Origin of the sequence: Bradyrhizobium sp. CSS354 (assembly GCF_029051725.1) — a bacterium.
GTDB lineage: Bacteria > Pseudomonadota > Alphaproteobacteria > Rhizobiales > Xanthobacteraceae > Bradyrhizobium.
This window is the reverse complement of the sequence record NZ_JAACFU010000016.1, coordinates 1-23573: the sequence shown is the minus strand read 5'-3', so window position 1 is coordinate 23573 and position 23573 is coordinate 1. Positions and strand designations below refer to the sequence as shown.

General features: G+C 61.5%; 24 protein-coding genes and 1 pseudogene. 10 read left to right on the top strand and 15 right to left on the bottom strand.

Annotation, left to right across the window (positions count from 1 at the left end; genetic code table 11):
* Positions 1-203: 203 nt before the first annotated feature.
* Positions 204-350, top strand: a complete 147-nt coding sequence (locus GWG67_RS29465) for a hypothetical protein (protein ID WP_275172829.1) — start codon at positions 204-206, stop codon at positions 348-350.
* A gap of 469 nt (positions 351-819) precedes the next feature.
* Here the strand turns inward: GWG67_RS29465 and GWG67_RS29460 are convergent, their stop codons facing one another.
* Genes GWG67_RS29460 through GWG67_RS29450 form a run of 3 tightly spaced genes read right to left on the bottom strand, consistent with a single transcriptional unit; the run spans position 820 to position 3724 of the window.
* A complete protein-coding gene (locus GWG67_RS29460) occupies positions 820-2316 on the bottom strand; it encodes a hypothetical protein (RefSeq protein WP_275172828.1) in 1497 nt (498 codons plus the stop codon).
* Between the two features lie 8 nt (positions 2317-2324).
* A complete protein-coding gene (locus GWG67_RS29455) occupies positions 2325-3395 on the bottom strand; it encodes a DNA-primase RepB domain-containing protein (RefSeq protein ID WP_275172827.1) in 1071 nt (356 codons plus the stop codon).
* A 26-nt stretch (positions 3396-3421) separates the two neighbouring features.
* A complete protein-coding gene (locus tag GWG67_RS29450; RefSeq protein WP_275172826.1) occupies positions 3422-3724 on the bottom strand; it encodes a hypothetical protein in 303 nt (100 codons plus the stop codon).
* A gap of 83 nt (positions 3725-3807) precedes the next feature.
* Between GWG67_RS29450 and GWG67_RS29445 the strand changes: the two genes are divergently transcribed.
* Complete coding sequence (locus tag GWG67_RS29445; RefSeq protein ID WP_275172825.1) at positions 3808-4113, top strand: hypothetical protein; 306 nt, start codon at positions 3808-3810, stop codon at positions 4111-4113.
* Positions 4114-4163: 50 nt separating this feature from the next.
* On the opposite strand, the pseudogene GWG67_RS39115 reads toward GWG67_RS29445, so the two are convergent.
* From GWG67_RS39115 to GWG67_RS29425, 5 genes and pseudogenes are all read right to left on the bottom strand, one after another.
* A pseudogene (locus GWG67_RS39115) lies at positions 4164-4358 on the bottom strand (hypothetical protein); the annotation flags it as partial.
* 605 nt (positions 4359-4963) lie between these two features.
* A complete protein-coding gene (locus GWG67_RS29440; protein WP_275172824.1) occupies positions 4964-5389 on the bottom strand; it encodes a hypothetical protein in 426 nt (141 codons plus the stop codon).
* Entirely contained in the window at positions 5386-6651 is a 1266-nt protein-coding gene (locus GWG67_RS29435) for an integrase family protein (RefSeq protein WP_275172823.1), read from the bottom strand. Before GWG67_RS29435 ends, GWG67_RS29440 begins: the two co-directional genes overlap by 4 nt.
* Positions 6652-7073: 422 nt before the next feature.
* On the bottom strand, positions 7074-7598 hold the full coding sequence (locus GWG67_RS29430) for a PaaI family thioesterase (RefSeq protein WP_275172822.1): 525 nt from the start codon (positions 7596-7598) through the stop codon (positions 7074-7076).
* A 5-nt stretch (positions 7599-7603) separates the two neighbouring features.
* Positions 7604-8575, bottom strand: a complete 972-nt coding sequence (locus tag GWG67_RS29425; protein WP_275172821.1) for a zinc-binding alcohol dehydrogenase family protein — start codon at positions 8573-8575, stop codon at positions 7604-7606.
* A gap of 152 nt (positions 8576-8727) precedes the next feature.
* Between GWG67_RS29425 and GWG67_RS29420 the strand changes: the two genes are divergently transcribed.
* Entirely contained in the window at positions 8728-9273 is a 546-nt protein-coding gene (locus tag GWG67_RS29420) for a TetR/AcrR family transcriptional regulator (protein ID WP_342761063.1), read from the top strand.
* Positions 9274-9535: 262 nt separating this feature from the next.
* On the opposite strand, the gene GWG67_RS29415 is transcribed toward GWG67_RS29420, so the two are convergent.
* A complete protein-coding gene (locus GWG67_RS29415; protein ID WP_275172819.1) occupies positions 9536-9760 on the bottom strand; it encodes a hypothetical protein in 225 nt (74 codons plus the stop codon).
* A 267-nt stretch (positions 9761-10027) separates the two neighbouring features.
* Between GWG67_RS29415 and GWG67_RS29410 the strand changes: the two genes are divergently transcribed.
* The 5 genes from GWG67_RS29410 (at position 10028) to GWG67_RS29390 (ending at position 16052) form a co-directional block, all read left to right on the top strand.
* Positions 10028-10474 carry a hypothetical protein gene (locus GWG67_RS29410; RefSeq protein WP_275172818.1) on the top strand — a complete coding sequence of 149 codons (447 nt, stop codon included), beginning with the start codon at positions 10028-10030 and terminating at the stop codon, positions 10472-10474.
* 196 nt (positions 10475-10670) lie between these two features.
* Positions 10671-10829, top strand: a complete 159-nt coding sequence (locus GWG67_RS29405; RefSeq protein ID WP_275172817.1) for a hypothetical protein — start codon at positions 10671-10673, stop codon at positions 10827-10829.
* 247 nt (positions 10830-11076) lie between these two features.
* Positions 11077-13230 (top strand): GumC family protein, encoded by a 2154-nt coding sequence (locus tag GWG67_RS29400; RefSeq protein ID WP_275172816.1) that lies wholly within the window; start codon positions 11077-11079, stop codon positions 13228-13230.
* A gap of 98 nt (positions 13231-13328) precedes the next feature.
* Complete coding sequence (locus GWG67_RS29395) at positions 13329-14393, top strand: glycoside hydrolase family 5 protein (RefSeq protein ID WP_275172815.1); 1065 nt, start codon at positions 13329-13331, stop codon at positions 14391-14393.
* A gap of 78 nt (positions 14394-14471) precedes the next feature.
* Positions 14472-16052, top strand: coding sequence for a hypothetical protein (locus GWG67_RS29390; RefSeq protein WP_275172814.1), 1581 nt, complete (start codon positions 14472-14474; stop codon positions 16050-16052).
* Positions 16053-16060: 8 nt separating this feature from the next.
* Here the strand turns inward: GWG67_RS29390 and GWG67_RS29385 are convergent, their stop codons facing one another.
* The 4 genes from GWG67_RS29385 to GWG67_RS29370 form a co-directional block, all read right to left on the bottom strand.
* Positions 16061-17137: a M48 family metallopeptidase gene (locus GWG67_RS29385; RefSeq protein ID WP_275172813.1), complete on the bottom strand. Its 1077-nt coding sequence runs from the start codon at positions 17135-17137 to the stop codon at positions 16061-16063.
* Between the two features lie 28 nt (positions 17138-17165).
* The gene (locus tag GWG67_RS29380; RefSeq protein ID WP_275172812.1) at positions 17166-17630 is read right to left on the bottom strand and encodes a DUF2846 domain-containing protein; all 465 of its coding nucleotides are present in this window, start codon (positions 17628-17630) and stop codon (positions 17166-17168) included.
* Positions 17631-17760: 130 nt separating this feature from the next.
* A complete protein-coding gene (locus tag GWG67_RS29375; protein ID WP_275172811.1) occupies positions 17761-18783 on the bottom strand; it encodes an LLM class flavin-dependent oxidoreductase in 1023 nt (340 codons plus the stop codon).
* A gap of 30 nt (positions 18784-18813) precedes the next feature.
* Positions 18814-19743, bottom strand: coding sequence for a LysR family transcriptional regulator (locus tag GWG67_RS29370; RefSeq protein ID WP_275172934.1), 930 nt, complete (start codon positions 19741-19743; stop codon positions 18814-18816).
* 107 nt (positions 19744-19850) lie between these two features.
* On the opposite strand from GWG67_RS29370, the gene styA reads away from it, so the two are divergent.
* Both styA and styB read left to right on the top strand, forming a co-directional pair.
* Positions 19851-21101, top strand: a complete 1251-nt coding sequence (gene styA / locus GWG67_RS29365) for a styrene monooxygenase subunit StyA (protein WP_275172810.1) — start codon at positions 19851-19853, stop codon at positions 21099-21101.
* Positions 21102-21146: 45 nt separating this feature from the next.
* Positions 21147-21632 (top strand): styrene monooxygenase NADH-dependent flavin reductase subunit StyB, encoded by a 486-nt coding sequence (gene styB, locus GWG67_RS29360; protein ID WP_275172809.1) that lies wholly within the window; start codon positions 21147-21149, stop codon positions 21630-21632.
* A gap of 578 nt (positions 21633-22210) precedes the next feature.
* Here styB and GWG67_RS29355 read toward each other — a convergent pair.
* Both GWG67_RS29355 and GWG67_RS29350 read right to left on the bottom strand, forming a co-directional pair.
* Positions 22211-22909, bottom strand: coding sequence for an outer membrane protein (locus GWG67_RS29355; RefSeq protein WP_275172808.1), 699 nt, complete (start codon positions 22907-22909; stop codon positions 22211-22213).
* 419 nt (positions 22910-23328) lie between these two features.
* On the bottom strand, positions 23329-23573 hold a 245-nt coding region (locus tag GWG67_RS29350), incomplete at its 5' end, for a GcrA cell cycle regulator (protein WP_275172807.1).

The following is a 23573-nucleotide window of genomic DNA, read 5'->3' as shown; positions in this document are numbered from 1 at the left end:
GCGGCCTAGACAAACGTGAAAAGTAACGGCTAGTCATTCGCATGGGTTGGTTTCCGAATTGGCTGCGACGGGCAGATGTCAGGCTGCGGCCTAGGGCCGGCGCTCAGGTCGACTTACAACCGCTCTCGGAGCGCAGCGGCCGATGGCTGAAGGCGAATTTGTTTCGCTTCCCGGGCGCGGTGTGGTCGCGGAAGCGTGGCTGTGTGGAGCTGTCAGAGGGCGACGTGATCGCGCTGCATCTTGTTGTCGAGCGGATCACGGAAGCGGGGCTGAAGGTGCGGCTGTCGGGGCGCCTTCGCCGCTGGGACGGTGCCTCGCCTGTTTGGACTTTGCTGGTGCGCAAGCGTTAGCGGATGGGCCCCTCCTGAATCGCACGGCGACGAATGAGGGCTTGGGGTCAGAAAGGTCGGTTTGGCAGCGCGCCCGATGGCCGGTGTTCATTGGGAAACGGAATTGCACCGATTATGGTCTGCACGTCAGGTACGGGTCATGCGCTGCCATCCGCCAAGCCAGAGCCACGCCCGCTGCCGAGCCAACCGCGGAGTTGTCCGAACCTGCATACCCTAAGCCTTTCCAAATTAATTTTTAGCTGCGAGCGATCCGCGCCCCCGCACTGACCCCATTGCGAAACGTCCCGGAAGGACCCGTGACCCGCGCGGGGGATGCGGGCAATTGCGGGTAGTATTTTGGCTGACACCAGCAACCATCGTTCAAAGTCATTCTTTTAATATCAACTCTTAAATAGCTCACCGATTGAATGGCTTTTGACTGCAAAGGGCTCCAAACCTACCCGCAACTACCCGCAGTACCCGCAAGAGGCTAAGCGTCCACAATCCTATACTCTGCGGATTTAGCATGCTTGTCCTGCCGCACCTGCAGGGTCAATCCGCCAATAATCTTGCAGTTATTGGATTTTAGGTAGCGTCCGAGCGAGATCGGATTTGGTTTTGGCACGGCAGCATAGAGAATATCCCGCAAATCGCTGTCAGCTGCCTCTGGGTTGTCAGCCTCTTTGAGGAGCTCCGCTGCCGTGAACCAGTCTCCCAACATCGCATCGTAGACAGCGGCGAAAAACACGGCCAACTGCGCCTTGATTGGGTCGTCTGCCACAACGTGCTTGCGAGTGATACAGGGGTCCGGCTCTCGTAGCCACACCAAGGCACCCCGCACCAGGTTGCTCCACGCTTCGAAGCTCCCAAAGGGCTGTAGGTTGCTCAAGCCCGGACGACCTGCACAGACGAACGCGCGCAGGACGGTCAGACCTGCAGCGACCAATTCAGGTCGGTGAGCGGGTACCCATGAACGCAGATCCTTGTCGAATGCGCGCCCCTCTGGGTTCTCCAGGCCGGCATCCATGCGACAGAGCAGCGCGCGGCGGGTCATGTCGCCGCCGAAGACAAGATTGTTGCCCGTCACCGTGAACAAGGCGTTCGTGTTGACCGACACGTTGCGCGACTCCCCCAAGATGCGGGATTGCCAAGTCTGTTCCGTCAGGACTGTACAGAGCGCATCGCCAGAAATCGGGCGTGTCACGTTGTCGATCATAATCACGCCGTCCCCTTGCTTAAGAACGGAAAATAAGCGCTTTTCGTCTTCCTCTTCGCTTGCGCCCTGGGACATGGCAGTCACCTGGCGGCCCAGCACAATTGTCGATGCGGACTGGATCGCGAGCGTCTTTCCCGTACCGGGTGTCGGAGCGCTCACGCCGTGAACAGGAGCTGTAGGCAAGGTTCGACGAACGAGACCGGTAAGCACCATAGACAACAAAACGGCACGGCTAGCGCTTGAACCATTCGGGCCATCCTTGATGCACGGGAAATCTTTGAAGGGCTCTTGGAGCATCTTTAAAGCAGAAAGTGCTGCCTCGCGCGACGGCTCCTCTTCGATTGCTGGGAACGTGATCCCTCCCGTATCGAGCAGAAGGCCAGACTTGGCATCATAGCCGGACGTCACCAAAAGCGTGCCATCGGCCCGGAGCGTCGGGGCAGAAATGATGCCGTTAAGAGTGGGGAACTGCCAAAGATCGGGCGCAGCCAAGCAGAGCTTGGCCAAGCTCTCGGGAGCGGCAAAGGGCGTCACTCCCCCGCGCGACATCTTCACGAACCGCGTGTATTCGATCATAAAGAGTTGCATCCGGGGCGACCTGACGTCCTCCACGGTCAAGGCACCGGGCGGCCGCCGGACTTCATCCCCGTCCGTCGTGGGCTGGTTAGTTCGGACCGGATAGACCACCCGACCACCGGTTTGATAGATGGGCGCGCCGCCATCCAACATGCGCCGCTGAACGTAGGCGACCATCTCGTTGGCTAGGATCATATCCCACATCATCGGTTCGTCAGCAGCGCGCCCTCCTTCGGCCACCTCTTCGTCATATCGATCGGCGGAAACTCGGAATCCGCATCCAATTTGCGCAACGTCGGCTCGCGAACGCCATGGTCGCGGCAGATCTTCTTGAGCGTTCCTGTGCCCCGAAGGGAATGCTTATCGAGCCGGAATGAAGCCCAGCGAGTTAAATTGCTATCCCGACTGTAGCTGTGGTCTGCGTCCTGGTCGCTCCAGTCCATGCACGCATCCCGGACATCGGCATCACCGCCCGATGCGGCATGCATCGCCATCATCAAGCTAAGCCAGGAATCGTTGTCCGCGAACTTTGAGACGTCGAGCTGTCCCAGAATCTCGGCAGCCAGTTTCGCGGTTAGGGTTCCGATACCCGTCGGCCGCGATGCCAAACGCGGCGTTTCGAACTCAGGGAGGAAGTCGAAGTCGGAAAGCGGGTGGGGCGGGTCAAACGTATTCTCGACGATGACCCGTACCTGGAATGGCTTGCCTTTTTGATGGAAGAAGCCCGGCACACGAAAAACGTGCGTTGCGTCGTGAACCGAACGGTCGCCATGATAGTGAACCGCCAAGCGATGGGCGATCTTCTCCACGCGGGCAACGTCGGTTGTCCGCTCAATGACAAAGAAGCACTGATAGCGACCCGGGCTTGTTTCCTGGATCCAGTGCGGTTGAACTTCCCAGCTTTCCGGCAATGGTGCGCCATCTAGATCCAAAGGGATGACGTGCGCTGCGACCAGGTTTTCCTTTTTGCGCCCCTGGCCGTCGAACTCGTTCAACGCGACGAAAATGCCATGGCCTGACATGTTCATGCGCTGAAAGAGCGGGGCGAGCGCCTGCAGCGAACCCGGGTAGTTCCGCCGCTTCGTCTTCATCTCCTCCGCAGACAAGCGCGACAATCGCTCCGTTGCTTCGGGTGATTCGGGGAGCGCGCGGAATTGCATCGTAGCATTTGCATCACCGCGCATGAGTTCGACAAAGCGTGCGGCGGCAGCGACGTCAAAGCGGGTATCATTCGCGTCGCGTGTGTAAATGTTGGTCTTCGCTTGTTGGGTCATGATTTTTTCTCCAAATGTGTGAAATCTTAGCAATGAAGGTCGTGATGGTCGGGGAAGTAATGTCCCCTCCACTCAAGAGGCCCTGGCTGTGTGCCGATTTGTTCTAAGAGCTTCGCTGTCGGCCTGAAGACGAGATTGTCGTTCAGGTCGCGGTCGCTTACCGTGTAGCCGAGCTCCTCCAGGGTAAGGAGGCAGCGATTGGCGAAGTCTCTCTTTTCTGCGGTGTTTGCCTTGTCGCGAAAGCGGTGCTGCAGCAATATGTCAACTGAAGCCCACACGGTGGTCTCGACGAAGACTTTCATCTTCCGCCCGATCTGATCACGGTTCATTTGTGATGCTCCAGTGCCAGAAGTGCGGGTCCGCGAGCGCCATGAGCCAACGCTTGGCGCAAATAGTCGCAAAGCGTCGGCCAATGGCAGTCGACCAGGGCAGACGAGAGGTCTTCCCCGAGCTTGGTGTGCAACGCGAGCGCAAGTTCGCGTGCTTCTTCGTGGTTCTGGGATGGAACGCTTGGACGCGACTCGTCGCGCTGAGCCTTTTGAGCTTTGATGAGTTCGACAATCTCAGGCTCGGTCGGCACGTTACCATTGCTGAGCATGCGAACCACGGCATCAACAACGCCTCGGGCGTCTTCGGCGCAGCAAGCCGATACAGAGCCGCCGGGGTCAAAAGCGAAACAATTTCGTATTTTGCTGCAAGCGCGGCTGCCAGCATATAGTTTTGCGCCGTGCGGGCCGTAAACCCGCATTGTTCAGCCACCCATTTCGCGAATTCACCGTGCCTGATGCGGTCCTTGCCGCGCGCTAACGCGACGCCAATCGCGATAACCGCCGCGGTCGTTGACCGTGACCTATCCCGGATCTCTTCTGCGAGCTCCTGTAGAAGGTCCTCAGTGGACAAGTCGCGCTCAACCTTCTGTTCGGGGAAGAGCAGGACGTTTTGGTGTTCACTTGAAACGAACATAATTGTCGCTTTCTGTTTAGAGGGGGGTCTGTTGACGAGTGGGAAGCTGGGATAGCCAGCGGATGACGTCGGATCGCCGATAGCGGATCCATTTGCCGTCGCCCGCCCAAGGCGGGCCTTGTCCTCTGGCGCGCATCGCGCACAGATGCTCTGGCGCAACTCCAAGGAGCTCCGCGCACGCCTTGCTGTTAATGAAGGGCCTGCTCTCTAAAGCGCCAGCTCTAGCGAGAGTCGCCTCGACAATGCGCTCGATTAGCAATTCAAGATCGGGAAGAGGGTAGTCCGGCTGCGGCGACGTTGGCGTACGGCTGATATCCGACATAGCGATTCCATCGGTCTGTGCCGATTGAGGAGCGCCGTCGGAAGATCGCGAAGTGTTTGACTAGGTGTCAAAAGCGAGCATGCGACAACACGTCCCAATCGACGATTGGGTTGCATTGCCGGGTCGCTTGATGGCCGACTACCTTCTCGCAACGGGGAAGGCGATCGCTACCGGTATGTACGGCTGCCGGGCCATTTGACGGCAGCCGCTAGAAGTGAAGGACGAGCCTTCTGACCACGCATTATTTGCTTGGATGGTCATTCGTCAATTCTGATCTTGGCGATTAGTTAACGAAGCGGCTTCGCTGGAGCGTTGTGAGCGAGATATCAAAGCCGATCTGCGGCACCACTTCGCCCCGCACCAGCGCGTCCTCGATTTCGGCTCTGAGAAGTTTCACATTGCCTCTCCAGTTCAAACCGCGACACTGCATCCAGCTATCGGCAGTCGGTCGACCTTTCTTCGAAAGCATGCCGTCAACGGTCCAGAGGGGATAGAATGGACGTTGAAGAGTGTTCTTAAAGTCGAGGTCGGCTAAGCGACTTTCGATGAGTTGCGGGTAGCCTAGGGTGATGAGTTGTTTTGCAAACTCGTGACTGAGTTTGCCAAGTTGATCAAGAATACGTTCCTCATCGGCGCCGAGAGTCAGACACAATTCAGTGCCGAGCGCGATCAGTTCCCGATGGTAGTTCGCTTCGGGGTCGGTCATCATTTGCTCGCCCCTAGTGAAATGTGCCTAAGAATAAAAGCGGAGATTTGTTCTTGCGCGTCCAGTAGTGACGCGAAGAGGGCTGGCACATTAGCGTAGGCGTCCGTGACGTCGTCGTCGATGGCGTGGTTCATCAAGATCTTCAACCGAAGTCGGTCGATACCTGCAGCGCCAGCAAGAGTACGAAATGAATGCCGCAAAGCATGGCCCGTGTGTGACAGCTTCTGTCGTCCTTCTTCCTTCACTTCAGCAACGTGGCCGCCAGCAGCAGGGAATATCCATTCCTTGCTTTCCTCGGGGAAATAGGTACGCCCCGCTTCTCGAGCGCGCTCGAGGCATTCAACCATCGCGTTCGAGAGCGGCATTTCGAACGCACGCTCGTCGCCCCCTTTTGGTGAGGGGAGCTTGAGAGAGGGGCGTATAACGTCGAGGTTTGCCCATCGTCCGGTGATAACGTCGGTGCGTCGCAATCCGGATAGAAGGCTGAAGAGATGCAGTTCGCGGCGGATAGGATTGGCCAGCGCCTGGAGCTGGGCCCACCAGGCAGGAAGCTCTGAGACGCCCATGCCTGTGCTGCGAGCCTTTTCCTTATGGAATAGCTTACCCGACCGGAACGGGTTGCGCTGAGGGAGCCCCGGGGCTTCAAGCTCATCCTTGGCGTAGTTCCAAACCGCACGAGCGAAGCGCATCGTGCCGTTAGCGGCGTACTTGCCGCTCGAGTATTTTTGGCCCGCCCTTGATTTGCGGGCGCGCTCCGTGATCGCGGCGTGCTCCTGTATTACGTCCTCGCGCTTGATGTCGGCCAGTGGCCGACCATGCCAATCCTTCAGGTGACGATCGAACTTGTCCTGGTAGTCGGCAATGGTCCGGACGCTCTTACCCTCCTTTGTGATTGCCGCTTTGTACGCGTCCCAGGCCGCCTTGAATGTCAGGGCGGGCACGGCTTCCGGGACGGCGGCGACGACGAGACGGGGGATGGCCTCGCCGCGGGCGCGCAGCGCCTGGATCTCGAGGGCCTTGGCTCTTGCCTCATCTGCGGTGGCGTGGGGATGTTCACCCAGCCACTGGACCATCGTGGTGCCGCGCTTGCCGCCGACCCGGGGCGTCTCGTACTGGAGCCGGTAGGTCTTGGTGGTTTTTCCGACCCAGACGTGAAAGCCTGGGATACGGGCATCACGAACGATCTGAGGCTTGGCTTCGGCATAGGGCAGGCTTTTGACGGCCTTGTCGGTCAGTAAGATGCGGCGGGTAGACGTAGCGGACATGGTACCTCCTGCACGGTATTTGCACGTATGCAGAAGCCCAGTACCGCGCGTCGCAATCTGGAGGTGTAGCGTCGGTTTGACTAAGGAAAGTTAATTTCCATCGTCAAATCCGCGGCTTAGTCTCCTCCGGCGCGATCTTGCTTAACGACCCTTAACCAGGATTTGGCGCCTGGCTAAAACTACGAATCTGAGGGTCGGACGTTCGAATCGTTCCGGGCGCGCCATTTACGCCAAAGCACGATATGGACAGCCTGCGGCTACCGTTCGACGCAAGCGCATCTTGATCTCCGCCGTTTTTCCCACAGCTCGCGCGCTGTTTGACCAGCTATATAGGTCTGATTTGGTCTGGTTGGCGCTGTGATGAAGTAGCAGTCATTAGCTCGCAGCAACCGACCTTTCACGGCGGCAGCGATCATGCGACGTCACGGTTCTCTATGCGGTACCACCTCGAAGATCAGGCAGGTCGTGCTCGCCTGGGCGAAAAGCCTGCCACTCGCATCCGACAAGCTCGCTTCCGCCATCGCTGTCTGGCGGCCCAGATGGATGGCGCGCCCGACCGCCTTCATTGGTCCGGACTCGCGATTGACGCCCCGGAGGTAATTCACCTTGATCTCCAGCGTCGTGTACGCCCGTCCGAAGGGAAGCTTGGTGTGGACGGCGCAGCCCATTACCGAGTCGAGAACCGTGGCGATTATGCCGCCATGGACTGAGCCGATCGGATTGTATTGCGACTCTTGCGGCTTCAGAACCATTTCAACGCTGCCATCCCCAACTCGGTCGATGCTGAAATCGACCAGACGGCAGATCGGCGGGAGCGGAACGTCGCCTCGAAGCATAGCTTCGATGAAATCTCGCCCGCTCATCGTCTGACCTGCTGCGGCCAAGGCTTGCGGATCGTCCCAGCGAATTGTGCGCTCGCGCGGGAGCTGTGCGGATAGCGTTGGCATGTCCATCATCCAGCCAGGACGACTTTGCCAAACGGTCGATCCTCGATCAGATGGCGCAGGGCTTCGCCCGCTTCACCGAGGAGATAGACCCGCTCGACGACAGGTTTGACTGATCCGCCCACGATCAACGGAATGATGTCCCGCCATGCCGCGGCAACGTCGAGCGGTGACTGGGCGAACAAAGAGAACCCGCTCATACGCGCGCCTTTCCAGATCAGGTCTGTCACATCGATCGTAGTCTTGCGTCCGGCGGAATAGCCCAGCGTAATCAGCACACCGCCGAGTGTGAGGGTGCTCAGCGCCTCACTGGTCACGGTGCCGCCGATGCCATCGATAACGATGTCGACGCCCTTGCCGTCCGTTATCCGGCGCACGCCGTCGGCAAGATCTTCCGCGGAAAGGTCAATCACGTCTTCGAAACCAAGCTCGCGTGCTCTGGCAGCTTTCGCAGCGCTGCCGGCCGTTGAAATCACCTTGCCGGCGCCCTGTGCCCGCGCGAGCTGATAGGTCGCGTTGCCCACCGACCCACCGATTGCCGGAGCCAGCACCGATTTGCCCGGTTTGAACCCTGCGAGCGTCAGCGTGATCTGCGCCGTCAGATAGGCCACCGGGAGGCTGGCCGCGACGACATTGTCGATCGCGTCGGGCACGAGCGCTGCATCTTTGGGGCTCACCAGCAGCCATTCTTGCCATGCGCCGTTTTCGCGAACGCCATAGGGACCGGCGAACATCACGCGACTTCCCACCGCCAAACCGGAGTCGCCGGCATCCTCGATCACGCCGACGCCTTCATTGCCGAGCACCAACGGCGCCTTCGCCCGGGGCAGTCCACCCGACAGAATTGTGTGATCAAGCGGCGTGACGCCGGCGGCCGTGACGCGAACCAGCAACCTGTCCTTTGCCGGTTTCGGTTTGAGCAATTCGATCTGCCGCAGCCCGCCATAGCCGGAGAACGTTTCCGCCTGCATCGCACGCATGGATATCTCTCCATTAAAGTTACAGACCTGTTAGTAACTTTTATATTACGGACAGGTCTGTAACATTGTCAAACGATAAGTCGTCAAGGCGAGAGCAAGCGGATATGGAGACAGTAACCCGACCCCGGCGGGGCGCCCCGCCAAAGGGCGAAGTGAGCGCCCGCGAGCGTATCCTTGCGACGGCAAGCGAACTGTTTTACCGCGAAGGCATCCGCGCCATCGGCGTAGACACGGTCGTCGAGCGATCCGGTGTCTCGAAGACGAGTCTCTATCGCCTTTTTGAATCGAAGGACGCTTTGATTGCTGCCTTCGCCGCCGAACAGGATCGGTTGTTCTGGGCGTGGTGGGATCGTATTGAAGACCAGCACGCGGGTGATCCACGCGCTATTCTCGAGGCGCTGCTATCCGGTATCGCAAAGCGGATCACGCACCCCGCCTATCGCGGTTGTCCGTTCCTCAACCTAGCGACGGAATTTCCTGACGACAACCATCCGGGCCGGGTCATCGCCCGGCGCAACAAGGAGGAAATGCGGACGAGGCTTGCGGCCGTGCTTGGCAAACTTGGCGTCGGCGATCCCAACCGCACCGCGTCACAAATAGCGCTGATCATTAACGGCGCATACGTCACGGGCCTCATCGCACAACCGGCTGATCTGAGGGGCGACCTCAGCGATGCCGTCATGAAGTTGTTGGTCTAATGATTCCATCGCTTGAGCGCGCTAAATCACAGGCGATCACACGTCTTCGGGTTCTGACGTGATTTTGAATACAGCATCATAGCGCCACGGCGAAGCAATAGTGCCCATCTTCATCGGGCGCGGCGCGCCATTTCGGAATACGCGATCAGCGCCGATTTCCCCACCCGACCCGTTCGGTTTCATCCCCAGCGGCGTATGCGATTTCGCGATTACAACTCGCTGCACTGCTTCCAGGATTCCGCGTGCCGTAACAAAGCCCGCTTTAGCGCCGCCCAACTTCCTGCGCCGCCGGGTCCGAACCGAGCCCCTTGCTCGTCAGCAAACGGCTGAACTGATCGGCGGAAAAAAGCTGCCCGTCCGGAGCCGTGATCGAAACCACAAAACCATTCACCGCGTGCTTGCGGGCCACGATCACCGCAACGATCGCGCTGTCACGGAAATCCACGGTGCGGCAGTCGTCTTTAATAGCTTCGATGATAAATGACATTTGGCCCATGACCACAATTGGCACGCGCCAATTGCGCGCCTGACAATTCAACCCCGTATCGGTGAAAATGATATTGCCGCCAAGCCAGCTATTGACCCGATGGAACAGCGACCATACCCATATTGGGGGAAACAGCAGACCGGTCCTGCCTCAGGCGCGGTGCGCCACTGATACATAGAACCGGCTTGTGGGCGTCGAACCGGAAATCCGTAGAAGCGGGCACTGGCCATGGTTGGTACGACTGAAGGCGAGGAAATCGCGTCGGATTTGATCCGAACCGTCTCCCGCCACTCGTTGGCTTACATGCTGTGCGCAGCCAGCGAAATGTTCCGCCACTACGATTTCGATCCGCTGGACTTGATGATCATTCATGCGGTCTTGAACGCCAACGTTCTCAAGATCATGAAGAACCCCGAACTGGACCGGCAATTTGGCAGCATCCAGGCGGTTGAGCCGGATCAGATCAAGCAGGGCGTTTCCCGTGCCGCCCTGTCCCGCTTTTTCGGTCTGCCGATCGAAACCGTGCGGCGGCGCGCCGATCGGTTGAAGAAGCAGGGCATTTTCCGCGAGACCGACCAGGGACTGATCGTCACCGAAGCCAACCAGTTCAAGTTCGGCAATAATCACGAGCTGCAGAGAACCAACATGCTCCTGGTGCGGAAATTCCTCCGTGACCTGACGGAAGCGGGCGTTGAGCTACCCGGCGGGATTTGACGGCCGGATCCAGCGTTTGTTTGCCCGTGGCATCATGGCGCGAAGGCGAGACAATCCGGTCGGATCTGCTTCGCGCATCGCTGCCCTGTGAGGTTCGGCACGCAACATCACCTGTAATCTGCTTCACACGCAAACGCGCCCAATGACACTCGATGGGAATCAGGCGCGCCTCCACGCGGCCTGTTCGGAGCTGGCAATGATGGCTGCATTGGCAAAGGCGATATCCCGGGCGACGAGAACCGACGTTGATGTTGAAACTCTGAAAGTCCTCGTGACCTTCTCGGGCGCGTGCTTGCTGCTCTCTCTGGTTGCCGCAATGATCAACGGACAGGCTGCCAGCGCCGCTTTGTTTTGAGATCCGGCGCGGCATAATCCGGCGCCAGGTCGTCGAAGCGCACAAGAAAACTCATTCGCAAGCGCGTGCATTCGGTGTCGCCCGGTGCCCGGACGCGCGGGACCGCTCTACGCGCAGGGCCGTGCGTCGTCTCTTAACGAACCGTTTACCGAGCTTCGCGGCCGCCGTAACCGCGGGTTAACCATGGATATTTACGGTGTAGCAAGTCTCTAGGCTGTGCCTGTCAGTTGATTTCGAGTCCAATTCCATGGCGTTCGGTAGAAGCGCATCTCCGCGAAGCATCGCCCCGACGGAGCCCGCGGCTTCGTGGGAAGCGCCGCGGGCTGCGGCGGCGACGCCCGACAACACAGCACCCTCGCTGATCAAGGGATCGCTGACCCTCACCGGTGCGTTCTCTTTCCTGCGCGAGAACGGCCGGCGCATCCTGATGCTGGCGCTGGCACTTTTCGCGCTCGGCCTCGTCGTGCTGATGGTGCTGCCGGTCCGGTATGCCGCGACGGCGCTCGTCGTGGTCGATCCCCGCGAGCTGCGCGTCACCACGGATCAGGACGTGCTGCCTGGCATCGGCCAGGACGCCGCTGCGCTTCAGAGCCAGATCGAGATCGCCAAGTCGGACGGCTTTCTCCGGCCCTTGATCGAGAAGCTCAAGATCGCCGACGACGAAGATATCGCAGGCGGTCATACCGACATGACGCGCCTGCTCGAAAAACTCCGCAGCCGTCTTGATATCTCGCGTCGTGGCCTGACCTACGTCATCGCCATCTCGTTCACCTCGAACAATGCGGAGCGGGCGGCTTATTATGCCAATGCCATCGCAGAGGCGTTCGTCGCGACCCAGAGCCGCGTCCGCAGCGATGCGACGGACGAGGCGGCCGACTGGCTCAAGGACCGGCTGAAGGCGCTGAACGAGCGCCTGCGCGTCTCGGAAGACGCCGTCGCAGCCTTCCGACTCGAGCACAAGATCCTCAATGCCGGCAAGGATTCCACCACCCAGCAATTGCGGGTGACTGACCTGAACCAGCAGGTCTCCGCCGCTCGCGCGCGCACCGAGGAAGCCAAGGCGCGTTACGAGCAGGTGCAGCGCGATCTCAAGGCCAATGTCGAAGGTCCGGTGAAGCAGGATCTCCTGAGCATGCTGCGCGCGCAGCGCTCGACCCTGAACGACCAGATCGCACAGAAGAAGGCGGTCTACGGCGAGCGCCATCCTGATCTTGCGATTTCCTACAGCCAGTTGGCTGACATCAACAGGCAGATCGAGGTCGAGCGGAAGAAAAACATCGACACCGCGAAATCCGAATACGAGGCCCAGCTCGAGCAGCAGGCTGCGCTGGAGAAGCAGCTCAAGGCGGTCGAGACGCAGATGCTGCTGGACGGTCAGGCGCTCGTGAAGCTGCAGGAACTGCAGCGCGATGCCGATGCCAACAAGAACATCTACGAGCAGTTCTTGTCGCGGTTCAAGACGACCAACGAGCAGCGTCAGCTTCAGAGCTCGCAGACCAAGATCGCCTCGCCCGCGATCCCGCCGCTGCGCTCCACGCGTCCGCCGCTCGCGCTGCTGCTCGCCGCGCTCGCGATCGGCTCGCTGCTGACGTCAACCGCTGCGGTTGCGGCAATGACGAGCATGTCCGACAAGTCCGATCCTGCCGAGGCTCCGGCTCGAACGCCGGCGCATGCGGAGGCGAGGGAGATGCTCAAGCGGCAAGTCCAGCGTCCGGCTCCAGCCGTGCAGCAACCCGAGGCGATGCCGAACCTTCCGGTCTGGTCCCGCATTCCTGAACTGATGTCGGGAGCTGCGCCCAACACTGTCTGGCAACGACCGATTGCCGCCACAGCCGAGCTCGATCTCGGCACTTACTTGCGTCCGCTGCTCGAGCGTATCGATCGTGCCCCGGTGCGTGGCTGCAAGGTCGCCCTCGTGCTGTCGGTCGGCAAGAGCGCCGGCGGCAACACCGTTGCGCGCTCCCTCAATCGCGCGGCGGTCAATCGCGGGATGATGAGCGTGCTGATAAGGCTGCAGCCGGAATTCGCGGGCGCCCAGCCGCCGGTGACCGAATGGCAGGACGGCTCCACCACTGCGGGGCTCCAGTCGATCGACGAGCTGCTCAGCGCCGGCAGGAAGGCCAATGCGCGGCCAGAGGACGACATTCGCTCGGAGTTCGACCTGATCATCGTCCATGCGAACAATCTTGCCTTGCAGCCGGATGCGATCGCGCTCGCCGCGCACGCGGACCTGATCATCCCGGTGGTGCGCGCCGGCGAGCTCGGTTCGGCGGCGATGCGACGGGTGACCGCCGCGCTATCGAAGTACGACACCATCCCGACCGGCCTCGTCGTCAATCATGCGCCCGCGGGCTCTGCCGCGCCTCACCCCGGCGGCGGCCCGCTTAGCAGGGCGATTTGACGATGACGACGTGCCGTCGTCTGCTCCTCTCCACGATCTTGCTGCCCACGATCTTGATGCCAATGTCGCTCGCATCAGTGGCATCGGCCGAAACTTGCGTGCCTGTCCCGCAGACCATCGCGCCGGACAGGCTCGCCGCGCTGTCGCGCGGGTTCAATGCCGACGGCTGGATCAATGGCGAAAAATCCGCGCCTCCAACGCGCGAGTTGCTGCAGCAACTTCGCAAGGCGGGGATGACTCATGTCCGCTTGCCGGTACCGGCCGAGCGCGTGATGCTGCGCTTCACCTCGAACGTGGAACGCGATGAGACGCTCCGGGCGCTCGACGAGGCATTGAAGCAGCTCATCTCGCTCGGCTATTCAATCTCCGTCGATCTTCATCCCGGCGATCGTTTCAATCGCCTGCACAAGGACGACGCCGACGCGTCGCTGCGCGAGCTGGAGGATGCATGGGGCACGCTCGCCCGGGTCATTCAATCGTTTCCGGCCGACCGCGTCTTCGCCGAGCTGCTCAATGAGCCCGACATCGAAGCCGATAGATGGCAAAAGCAGGTCGAAACGCTCGCTGTTTTCGTTCGACAATTGCTTCCCGCGACCACGCTGATCGTCGGCCCGGTCGACTGGCAACGCGCCGACTCGCTGCCGCGGTTTCGCCCGTTGCCGGATCCAAACGTCGTCTACGCCATCCATTTCTACGATCCCATGGTGTTCACACACCAGGGCCATTGGGACGTGCAGGATCCGCTGCACGACATCACGGATCTGCCTTATCCGATCAGCGCCGGCGATCCCGGGGTTCAGGCGCTCCGCCGGGACTTGCAGGACAGAGGCGCGACGAAGGCGCTCGGCATGCTCGACACGGCGATTGCCGTCGCCAGGGACAAGCCGGATGTCAGCCGCTGGCTCGAGCCCGCGATCGCGTGGCAGCAGCAATTTTCGCGTCCGATCATCATCAACGAATTTGGCGTGTTGAAAGCCGTGGCACCCCGGGACAGCCGCGCGCGCTGGCTCGCGGCCGTGACCGCATATGCGCGGGCGCATTGCTGGGGCTGGACGCATTGGGAGCTGGCGCAGGGATTCGGCCTGCTCGAAAACGGCACAGGCAAGCCCGATCCCGACGTCATGCGCGCGCTGCTCGGCGCGACCAGGCCCGGCCGGCGCTGAACCCGGTCCGCCATCGTTAACGAATCCTTACGCTTCCTGCCGCTATCGTGGCCGCCGCGCTGCGCCAAAGGACGAGTCATGAGTGGCGGGACCTCACCGCATCTTCAAGCCGTACAGGCGGGCTGTCCCGAGCCAACGCGTTCGCCTTCACGTTCGCCTTGGCGCGAGCTGATCCCGACGCTCTGCATCGCCATCGCAACCATCGGCTTTGTGCCGGTCCTGCACGTGGCGAGCCCGGTCCTGTCTCTGACCGTCGAAGTTCTCGTCGCCATCGCCATCGTGGTTGCGGTTCCAACCTACGCGCCGGCCATCGCAATCTTCGTCCTGTTCTTCCAGAACCTTTTCGTCTCGATCCTGTCGCCGCTGATTTCGGCGCCGTCCGACCTGGACTTCATCAAAGGCTACAATTTTCTCGTCTGCTCCGTGATGTGGCTGACGACGTTTGGGCTGTACGTCGCCGGCCAAAGGAACAGGTCGACGGACGTCAATCAAATCATGCGCTGGGGTGTCGTGACCCTCGCCGTGGTGTCGTTGTATTTTGCGATCGGCTTCGTGCAGGATGGCCAGGCGGCAACGGTCTATCTGCGCAACATCGTGCTGCCGCTGTTCCTGTTCCAGCTCTCGCTGCTGACGGCCGCGACCTATGAGGTTCGCGCCACGCCATTCCTGGTGACGCTTGGAGCCATTCTGATCCTGTGCGGATACGTCGAGTTTGCGTTTCGGGATTTCTGGCTGGCCATCACCAACGGCTACACGTTCTGGGGTTTCGACGAGCTCAAGGCGGCCCGTTCCGGCGTTTGGGAAGCCGAGATGCGCGCTACCGGCAACGTACCGGTCGATCTGAAGGATCGCTTCAGCTTCGACTTTCTCAATACGCCCCTGCTCGAAGGGTTCGGCCTGTCGAAGATCCTCCGCATCCACGGACCGAATATGCACCCGATCAGCTTCGCGTACGGGATCGCTTTTTTCGGGCTTTTCCTGTTTTCGGTAGGACGGCCGGTTCTGGCCCTTGTGGCGTTGCCGCTGCTGATCGTTTGCAGCGTCAAGGGAGCGCTCATCGTGGTGGTTTTCGTGGCTGCGGCCTGGATATCGACCCGTCTGCTCGGCGCCGTGGTGACGCTATGGCTCGGCTTCGTGGCGTTGATCGTGTTTGCAATTGCCGCGATCCGCGTTGGCTTGCAGATCGGCGACTATCACGTTCTTGGCCTCATGGGAGGCTTGAACGGATTTCTCGAAAAGCCGTTTGGCCGCGGCCTGGGAGTTGGCGGAAATCTGTCGGACGACTATTTCTCAATCGACTGGAGCGCCGCGCAGGCCGCCGGAACGACCAACGGCGCCGTCGAGAGTGCGATCGGCGTCCTGCTGTACCAGATGGGCATCGCGGCCCTCGTTCCGCTGGCGTTTCATTTCGCGGTGGCGCTGAAGGCCTGGCGTCTTTATGCGTTCTCCGGATATTTGACGCAGGGGCTCGCAGGCTTCGGCGTCATGGTCGTGCTGCTGAATGGATTGTTTCAGGAAGAGGCCTTGTTCGCGCCGCTGGCGCTTGGGCTCATGCTCTCGCTCACCGGGCTGGTCATCGGCAGCCACATCAGGGCGCAGACGGTCTCGGCTCCGGATGCCGACCCGGAGCAGCTGGCACACTACCAGCCCGCGACGTAGCCCGTAGCTCACCAGCCGACGGTCACCCAAGCCCGCGCCTTTTTCCGCCATTCGTCGTCGAAGCGGGCCGCGATGTCCTTTGCCGCGCCCTGCGAGAGAAGCTGCTCGATAGCGGATGTCTCGATGTCGCCAATATCGGGAACGCCGGTGTATCCGAGATTGGCAAGCCGCTTGGCAAAGGGCGGGTGCGTCGCGTCCGGATCGTGCTCGCGCGTCAGGCCGGCGACGGCAGCCGCGGTCATCGGCTCAGGCGCCCTGATGTCCCCGAGCTGGTTCAAGACGCGCTCAAAGGGCGGGCGGGGTGCATGGATGGCGCCCAGCACCTCTTTCTCCAAAGGGGCGTAGATGAGATCGGTGAGACGCGTTCCGCACGCCTCCATCAGGACCAGCGCCCGCGCCATCTCGGCGCGGCCAACTTGTTCGGCGGCCCCGAGATCGGCGTAAAGCTCGTTCTCTCGCGACAGGGTGCGATATTCCCTGTCGAGCCATTCGAGCATGGAGCGGAGCAGGGCTCGGGCAATGCGTCCCGTGATGGTGTGGTCCGGATCGGCGTAGAACAGCACGTTCTCGGAGGCCGCGATGAAATCCGAAAGGTTGATGCTTCCCGAGGTATGGCGAAGCCGGGCATGGGCCACTTCATGGGCGATGACCGCGCGAACTGCACGCTCATCCAGGATGATCAGCAGTGGCAGGCCGACGATCATCGTGATCTGCCGTCCGAACAGCCCGGCGTATCGGCTGACCTCGCTGATCGATGCGTTGAAATTGGTGTCGATCCGCAAGCTGCGGTTGGATCGGACGAAGCCATGGTCGAGCTCCTTCCACGCCGCCCAGAGGCCTGGGGCGGTCTCCTCGCTCGCCTCGAAACTCCGATGCTTTGGCGTGGGCAGGAGCAGCAGGCCAATGGCGACCGCCACCGCGGCCGTGAATATGGAGAACACGATTGGTGCGGTCGCCAGCGTCGCGACCGTGTAACGATCCATTGCCATCAGCCAGACAGTCAGCATCACGCAGGCCAGTGCCACGACCGGGAGAACGGCGTAGCGGCCAAGACGCAGGATGATCGTCAGGGCAAGGCGTCTCATCAGCGCTTCGAGAGCGGAACGATTCGAATCACGCCTTGCCGCACGACCCGTTGCTCTGATGCAGGCTGGCGACGTCCGCGCGACCCTGGTCCTCCGTGACCTGGATCAGCGTGATCGCGCCTGGTGTCACGATCCCCATCTGCGGCTGGGCGGAGAGATAGGTCGTGCTGCCGGCGCGCAGATCGAGGCTCACCTTCTCGCTGCCCTGTCCGAACAGATTGGTACTCAGCGGCATATTGTTGACGGCGACCTCGTGGCGGCCCGGAGGCAGCTCGCACGCCACGAATCCTGCGGCCTGCCTGCCGCCAATCACGCGCCCGTCGACCACATAGTTGGGCTGAACCGCAAATCCCAGCGCCGACGTCCGATAGACCACAAGCCGTGCAGTATTTGACTTGACGTTGTCAGTGAGAGCCGCACTGCCCATCGGCCCCGATGCGCAGCCCGCAAGACACGCGGCCACGACCAGAGCCCCCAGATAACCACCCCGCATTTTCGCCCCTGATGAATTCCAAATCCCCGGCGGCATCATTGTCAGGGTAGTGACTGAAGTCAACCGCGACTTCAGGTCGTGCGACTGCGGCTCCCATCGGGGTCACACGGGCCTGGCTTTGCCCTTCCCGTCACCTCCACCCGAGCGCCGGCGCCACATGCGTCAAGATCGCCTCGATCGCATGCGCGCAATAGTCCACGCCCAGCTGGTTCGGGATCGTGAGCAGCAACGTATCCGCCTCCGCGATCGCCTCGTCCTGCCGGAGCTGCTCAATCAGCGCATCCGGTTCAGCCGCGTAGCTCCGGCCGAAGATCGCCCGCGTCCGCGGGTCGATGAAGCCGATCTGGTCTTCGCCGCCGCGCTCGGAGCCGAAATAGGCGCGGTCGCGATCGTCGATCAGCGCGAAGATGCTGCGGCTGACGGACACGCGAGGCTCGCGGGCGTGGCCGGCCTCTTTCCAGGCAGCGCGATAGGTACGGATCTGCGCGGCCTGCTGCACATGGAAGGCTTCGCCGGTCTCGTCGTTCTTCAGCGTCGAGCTCTGCAGATTCATGCCGTGCTTGGCGGCCCAGACCGCCGTCGCGTTCGAGCCGGCACCCCACCAGATTCGTTCGCGCAGGCCTTCCGCATGGGGCTCGAGCCGCAACAGCCCCGGCGGATTTGGGAACATCGGCTGCGGGTTGGGTTTTGCAAAACCTTCGCCGCGCAAGATGTCGAGAAAGACCTCGGCATGACGCCGGCCCATGTCGGCGTCGCTCTCGCCGTCGGCCGGCTGATAACCGAAATAACGCCAGCCATCGATCACCTGCTCGGGCGAGCCGCGGCTGATGCCGAGCTGGAGCCGGCAGCCGGCAATGAGATCGGCGGAGCCTGCATCCTCCACCATGTAGAGCGGATTCTCGTAGCGCATGTCGATCACGGCCGTGCCGATCTCGATCTTGCTGGTCCTGGCGCCGACGGCGGCAAGCAGCGGAAAGGGCGAGGCGAGCTGCCGCGCGAAATGGTGCACACGGAAATAGGCGCCGTCGGCGCCGAGTTCTTCCGCCGCAACCGCAAGCTCGATCGATTGCAGCAGCGTATCCGCGGCCGAGCGGGTCTGCGATTGCGGCGAGGGCGTCCAGTGCCCGAAGGAGAGGAATCCGATCTTTTTCATGGGCGTCATTTAATGATGGCCGGGATGGCGTCAACCGCCTGCGCTGGCGGTACGGGTATGCGACGAGGCCGGCGCGAAGTGCTCGGCGCGTTCGACCAGGAGATTCAGAAAGCTTCGCGCGCGCAGCGACATCCACTGCGTCTCCGGATAGACCGCATGCAGGGGCAGTGCGGCGATGGCGTAGTCCGGAAGCAGATGCTCGAGTTCGCCGCTGCGAAGGCCGTCCGCCGCGTTCCACTCGGGCAGGATGGCGATGCCGAGATGATGCATCGTTGCCTCCTGCATCGCGTCGGCATCGTCGACTTGGATGGGGCCGTTGATGGATGCGACGTGACGGCCATGCTCGGATTCGAAGGCCCATTGCTGCGCCGGCGTCATGCGCGAATAGACGATGCACTGGTGTGAGCCGAGATCATCCGGTGTCCGCGGCATCGGACGGCCGTGCAGATAGGTGGGTGTCGCGACCAGATAACGCTCCACGGTGCCGAGCCGGCGGGCGACCAGTGTGCTCGCCTCCAGGTTTCCGATCCTCAACGCGAGCTCGATGCCTTCTTCCACCAGATTGACGAAGCGCTCGCTGAAGCGGATGTCGACCCGAACCTCCGGATAATTCCGGACATACTCGGCGATGACCGGCATCATGTAGCGTCGCCCGAACGAAGACGGCACGCCAATCCGGAGCGTGCCGGCGGGACGGGGCGCTGCCTGTTCGACGCTCGATCGCGCCATGTCGAAACTGTCGAGAATCTGCCGCGCGAGATCGTAGATCCGGTGCGCGTCAGCCGTCGGTTTCAGCGTGCGCGTCGTGCGCAAAAACAGCTGCGTGCCGAATTCGCCTTCCAGCATCGCGATGCGCTTGCTGATGGCGGGCTGACCGATGCCGAGCTCCTTGGCCGCAGCCGAGAAGCTGCCGCCCTCGAGGGTGCGAACGAACGCGCGCAGGCAATCGATCCGGTCCATCATTCATTCCGATCCGGAATAAATTATATCCCATTTATTCCGTAGTGTGCAACACAGCGGGCGGCTAGGCTTCCTCGAAACGAACAATCACAGGGGAGGACACGACGGTGGCACGCAACATCGGCATCATCGGCGCCGGAATCGCCGGGCTGCATCTCGCGCTCTACCTGCAGAAGCATGGCGTGGACGCCACTGTCATCACCGACCGGCCGCCTGATGATTATCGCAATATCCGGTTGCTCAACACCGTCGCGCATCACCACGTCACGATCGCGCGCGAGGACTATCTCGGCGTCAATCACTGGACCGATCCGAAGGATCATTATTACTATCACGACCACGTCTTCAACTTCCCGCAGCCGCTGAGCTTTCGCGGTGACTTCTCGAAGCCGAGCCGCGCCGTCGACTATCGGATCTATCTTCCCGCGTTGATGAAGGACTTCGTCAGCCGCGGCGGCAGGATCGAATACCGCCGGATCGAAGAGCGCGACATCCGTCCGCTGGTCGCCCGTTTCGATCTGCTGGTCGTCTCGACCGGCAAGGGGCCGCTGGGCCAGCTCTTCACCTACCGTCCGGAGCACACGCCCTATTCGCAGCCGCAACGGCGACTGTGCGTCGGGCTCTACACCGGCGTGCGGCAGCCCGATCCCATGAACGTCACGCTCTCGGTGTCACCCGGGCACGGCGAGATGATCGTGATTCCGACCGTCACCTTCGGCGGTGTTGCCAACGCGCTGCTGATGGAAAACGTGCCGGGCGGCGACATGGAAGAGCTGGCGACGCTCAGCTACGACGACAACCCGAAGCGCTTTTTGAAGGTGCTGCTGGGCAAGCTGGAGAAGCATCACCCGACGACCTACGATCGGATCGACACGGCGCGCTTCGATCTGGCGCAGCCGCAGGATCTGCTGCAAGGCGGTGTGGTCCCGACGGTGCGCCACACGGTGGTCGAGCTCGACGACGGCAAATGCGCGATCGCGCTCGGCGACGTCCATGCCATTGTCGATCCCATGATGGGCCAGGGCGCCAATATCGCCTCCTATGCTGCCTTCGTGCTCGGCGAAGAAATCGTCCATTCCGACGCGCTCGACGCGCGTCTTTGCGAGAAGATCGATCTGAAGCGGCAGGATCGCGTGCTGGCGGCGTCGCGCTGGACCAACGTGATGCTGCAGCCGCCCACGGAGGCGCTCGGTATGCTGATCGGCGCGATGAGCCAGAATCCCGCGCTGGCAAACGAGTTCACCGAGAATTTCAACTTCCCGGACCGTCAATGGGACCGCATCTCGACACCGCAGCGCATCCAGGCCTGGATCGAACGCATGTCGGCGCCGCCTGAGCCCGTCAGAGCCATTGCGTGACGATCGATGGTGCAACGCTCCTCCACCTCGCGAGCGGAGACTGAGATGCAACGCGCCAATCCGGCGTCGTTCCGCGAAGCCGCGTCGCGCTTTGCGACCGGCGTCGCAGTACTGACTGCGCTGGACGAGCACGGCCGTGTCTGCGGCATGACTGCAAACAGCTTTGTCACTGTAAGCCTGTCGCCGCCGACCGTGCTGGTCTCCATCATGCTCGGCCGGATGCACCGGGCGATCTCCGCGACCGGACGCTATTGCGTCAACGTCCTGCCCGACCATGGCCGCGACCTGTCGCGGCATTTCGCGAGCCAGCCGCACACCGGCGCCAGTCCGGATTACGACATCGTGGACGGCCTGCCACGCCTTCGGGGATGCATCGCCTGGTTCGGCTGCGAGGTGACCCAGCACGTCGACGTCGGCGACCACACGCTGATCATCGCCGAAGTCTCGACCTGCGACCATCGCGACACCACGCCGCTGGTGTTCTTTTCCAGCCGGTATCATCGCGGGGCGGGGGTGCCGGTGGAGAGGTGAGGGGGAGGGCCTTGGTCGCTCTCAGGGAATGCTGTGACCACGGATGTCCGCAACACGCCAGTCTGCATAGTGTATGCGATAGGATAAGCAACGGGGCGAGCGGCGGTAAGCCAGGGAATTTGCGCGCCTGACCCGCTCGGGAAGTGCGGCTCGCATCGGGCGCTTCAGGTTGCTCCACCATGCATCAGACATGCAAGTGTGTTCGATGTGCTCGAAGGCGCATTGGACCGGCAAGCGATGCCATCTGCTCTCTGGCTCGGGCGGCAAAGGAGCGGACGAACTGCTCCGCTGCGGAGTTGGCTCGCAGCCAAGTGAATGCCAGGACTGCCGCCGCCAGCGGCAAGCAAGTGCATCCGCGTACCCGTTGGGGCCCGGCTTCTCTTTCAATTCATATGTCCGCTTCTGGTCCACAGCTTGCCGCGCGCACCCCGCCGCGGACCGCTGTTGCCCGTAGCTGACCTCGAGTAGTTGCTGGAGAGCTTGGCAAAACCGCAAGGCGCCAACTCGCGCCAGCCATTCCGGCTTAGGAGAAAGGGCCAGCCCGTATGGCTGGCCCTTTGAGTATATTACGTAAGCCGTCAGTAACGAGAAGCCGAGGCGGCACCCCAATTGAACCGGTAGTTCAGGCCGCCCTTGATGGTGTGCTCGTCATTGCGGAAGCCGACGGCGGTAACAACACCACCGGCGCTGGTGAAGAGAGCGTTCCGCGTGCCAAAGTCGTAGTACTGGTATTCGACCTTGCCTGACCAGTTCTGGGCGAACATGTATTCGAGACCACCGCCCACGGTGTAGCCGTCGCGACCACCGCCGCTGTTGGTGAATGTGCCGCCGCCGAAGCCGTTCGTAAGGCGGGAGTCGGCCCAGGCGTAGCCGCCTTTGACGTACAGCAGCGCCGGACCCCAAGTGTAGCCGAGGCGACCGGTGACCGAACCGAGCCCACGGTTGACGAAGGCATTGTCATTGGTGTCGAGGAAGCTGTAGTTCGCCTCGATGCCCAGCACCCAGTTCGGTGAGAACTGATGGTCGTAACCGACCTGCACGCCGCCCATGAACACACCATCGTTGCTGCTGGTGCCGGTGAAGCCGGGGGCCAGAATGTTGTTGCTGCCGCCGAATGCGCCGCCGACGTGACCGCCGATGTAAAAGCCGGTCCAGTTGTAGATCGGCGAGGCCTCCATCGGTGGGGCTTTGGTGTAAGGACGCGCGGCCATATCAGCTGCCGATGCTGTACCCGCTAGGGCGGCAAAAGCGACAGTAGCGAGAAGGAACTTTTTCATTTCGAGTCTCTCAGGTTTAAGAACGTGTGCCAAACGCTACCCCACCTCACCGGATTTGCTGTAGCGCGCCAGACACACGTGTCCGATCTGCGTGAGGATCGCTCTGGTCATTTGTTAAAGGGGGAACCGTGTAGACCCGCAACCGGGCGTCTGAGCTACGAGTTCCGCGGTTCCGCCATCGCGAAGTACTGATCATTGTGCATTCCAAAGCTCCGGCACGATCCGGGCTTTTTGTGCCGTTCATACTGGAAGCTCATCAACCGGGGACGTCGCATCTTGGCCCTAGCGGACCTGCCGCGCGCAGCCGGTGCAGGACCGCTTGTGACCCGAAGCAGACGAACTTGGGAAGGTGCACGACCCCCGAACTGCCGAGCCGAGCCGAGTACTGAGCGCAGCGCAACGGCACTCGCGGTGACCTCTTAGCCGGTATTTTTGACCGCTTCAGCCAGTATCTCGTAAAGCTGCTGCTTGCTGAATTGCTTAGGCTGCTGCCTCTCCGCTGCGTTCCGCGACACCTTCTTTGCGACTGGAAGGGCACAAGCTGCCGACGACGTCGCCCTCAGCTTCGGTGTCTGCCTTATCTTGGGCCTTGCCGTGAGCGACTTGTGACCGCGCTTCAGGCCCTGACGGGTCAGCATGCCGCAGACCGCGTTACGACTGCACC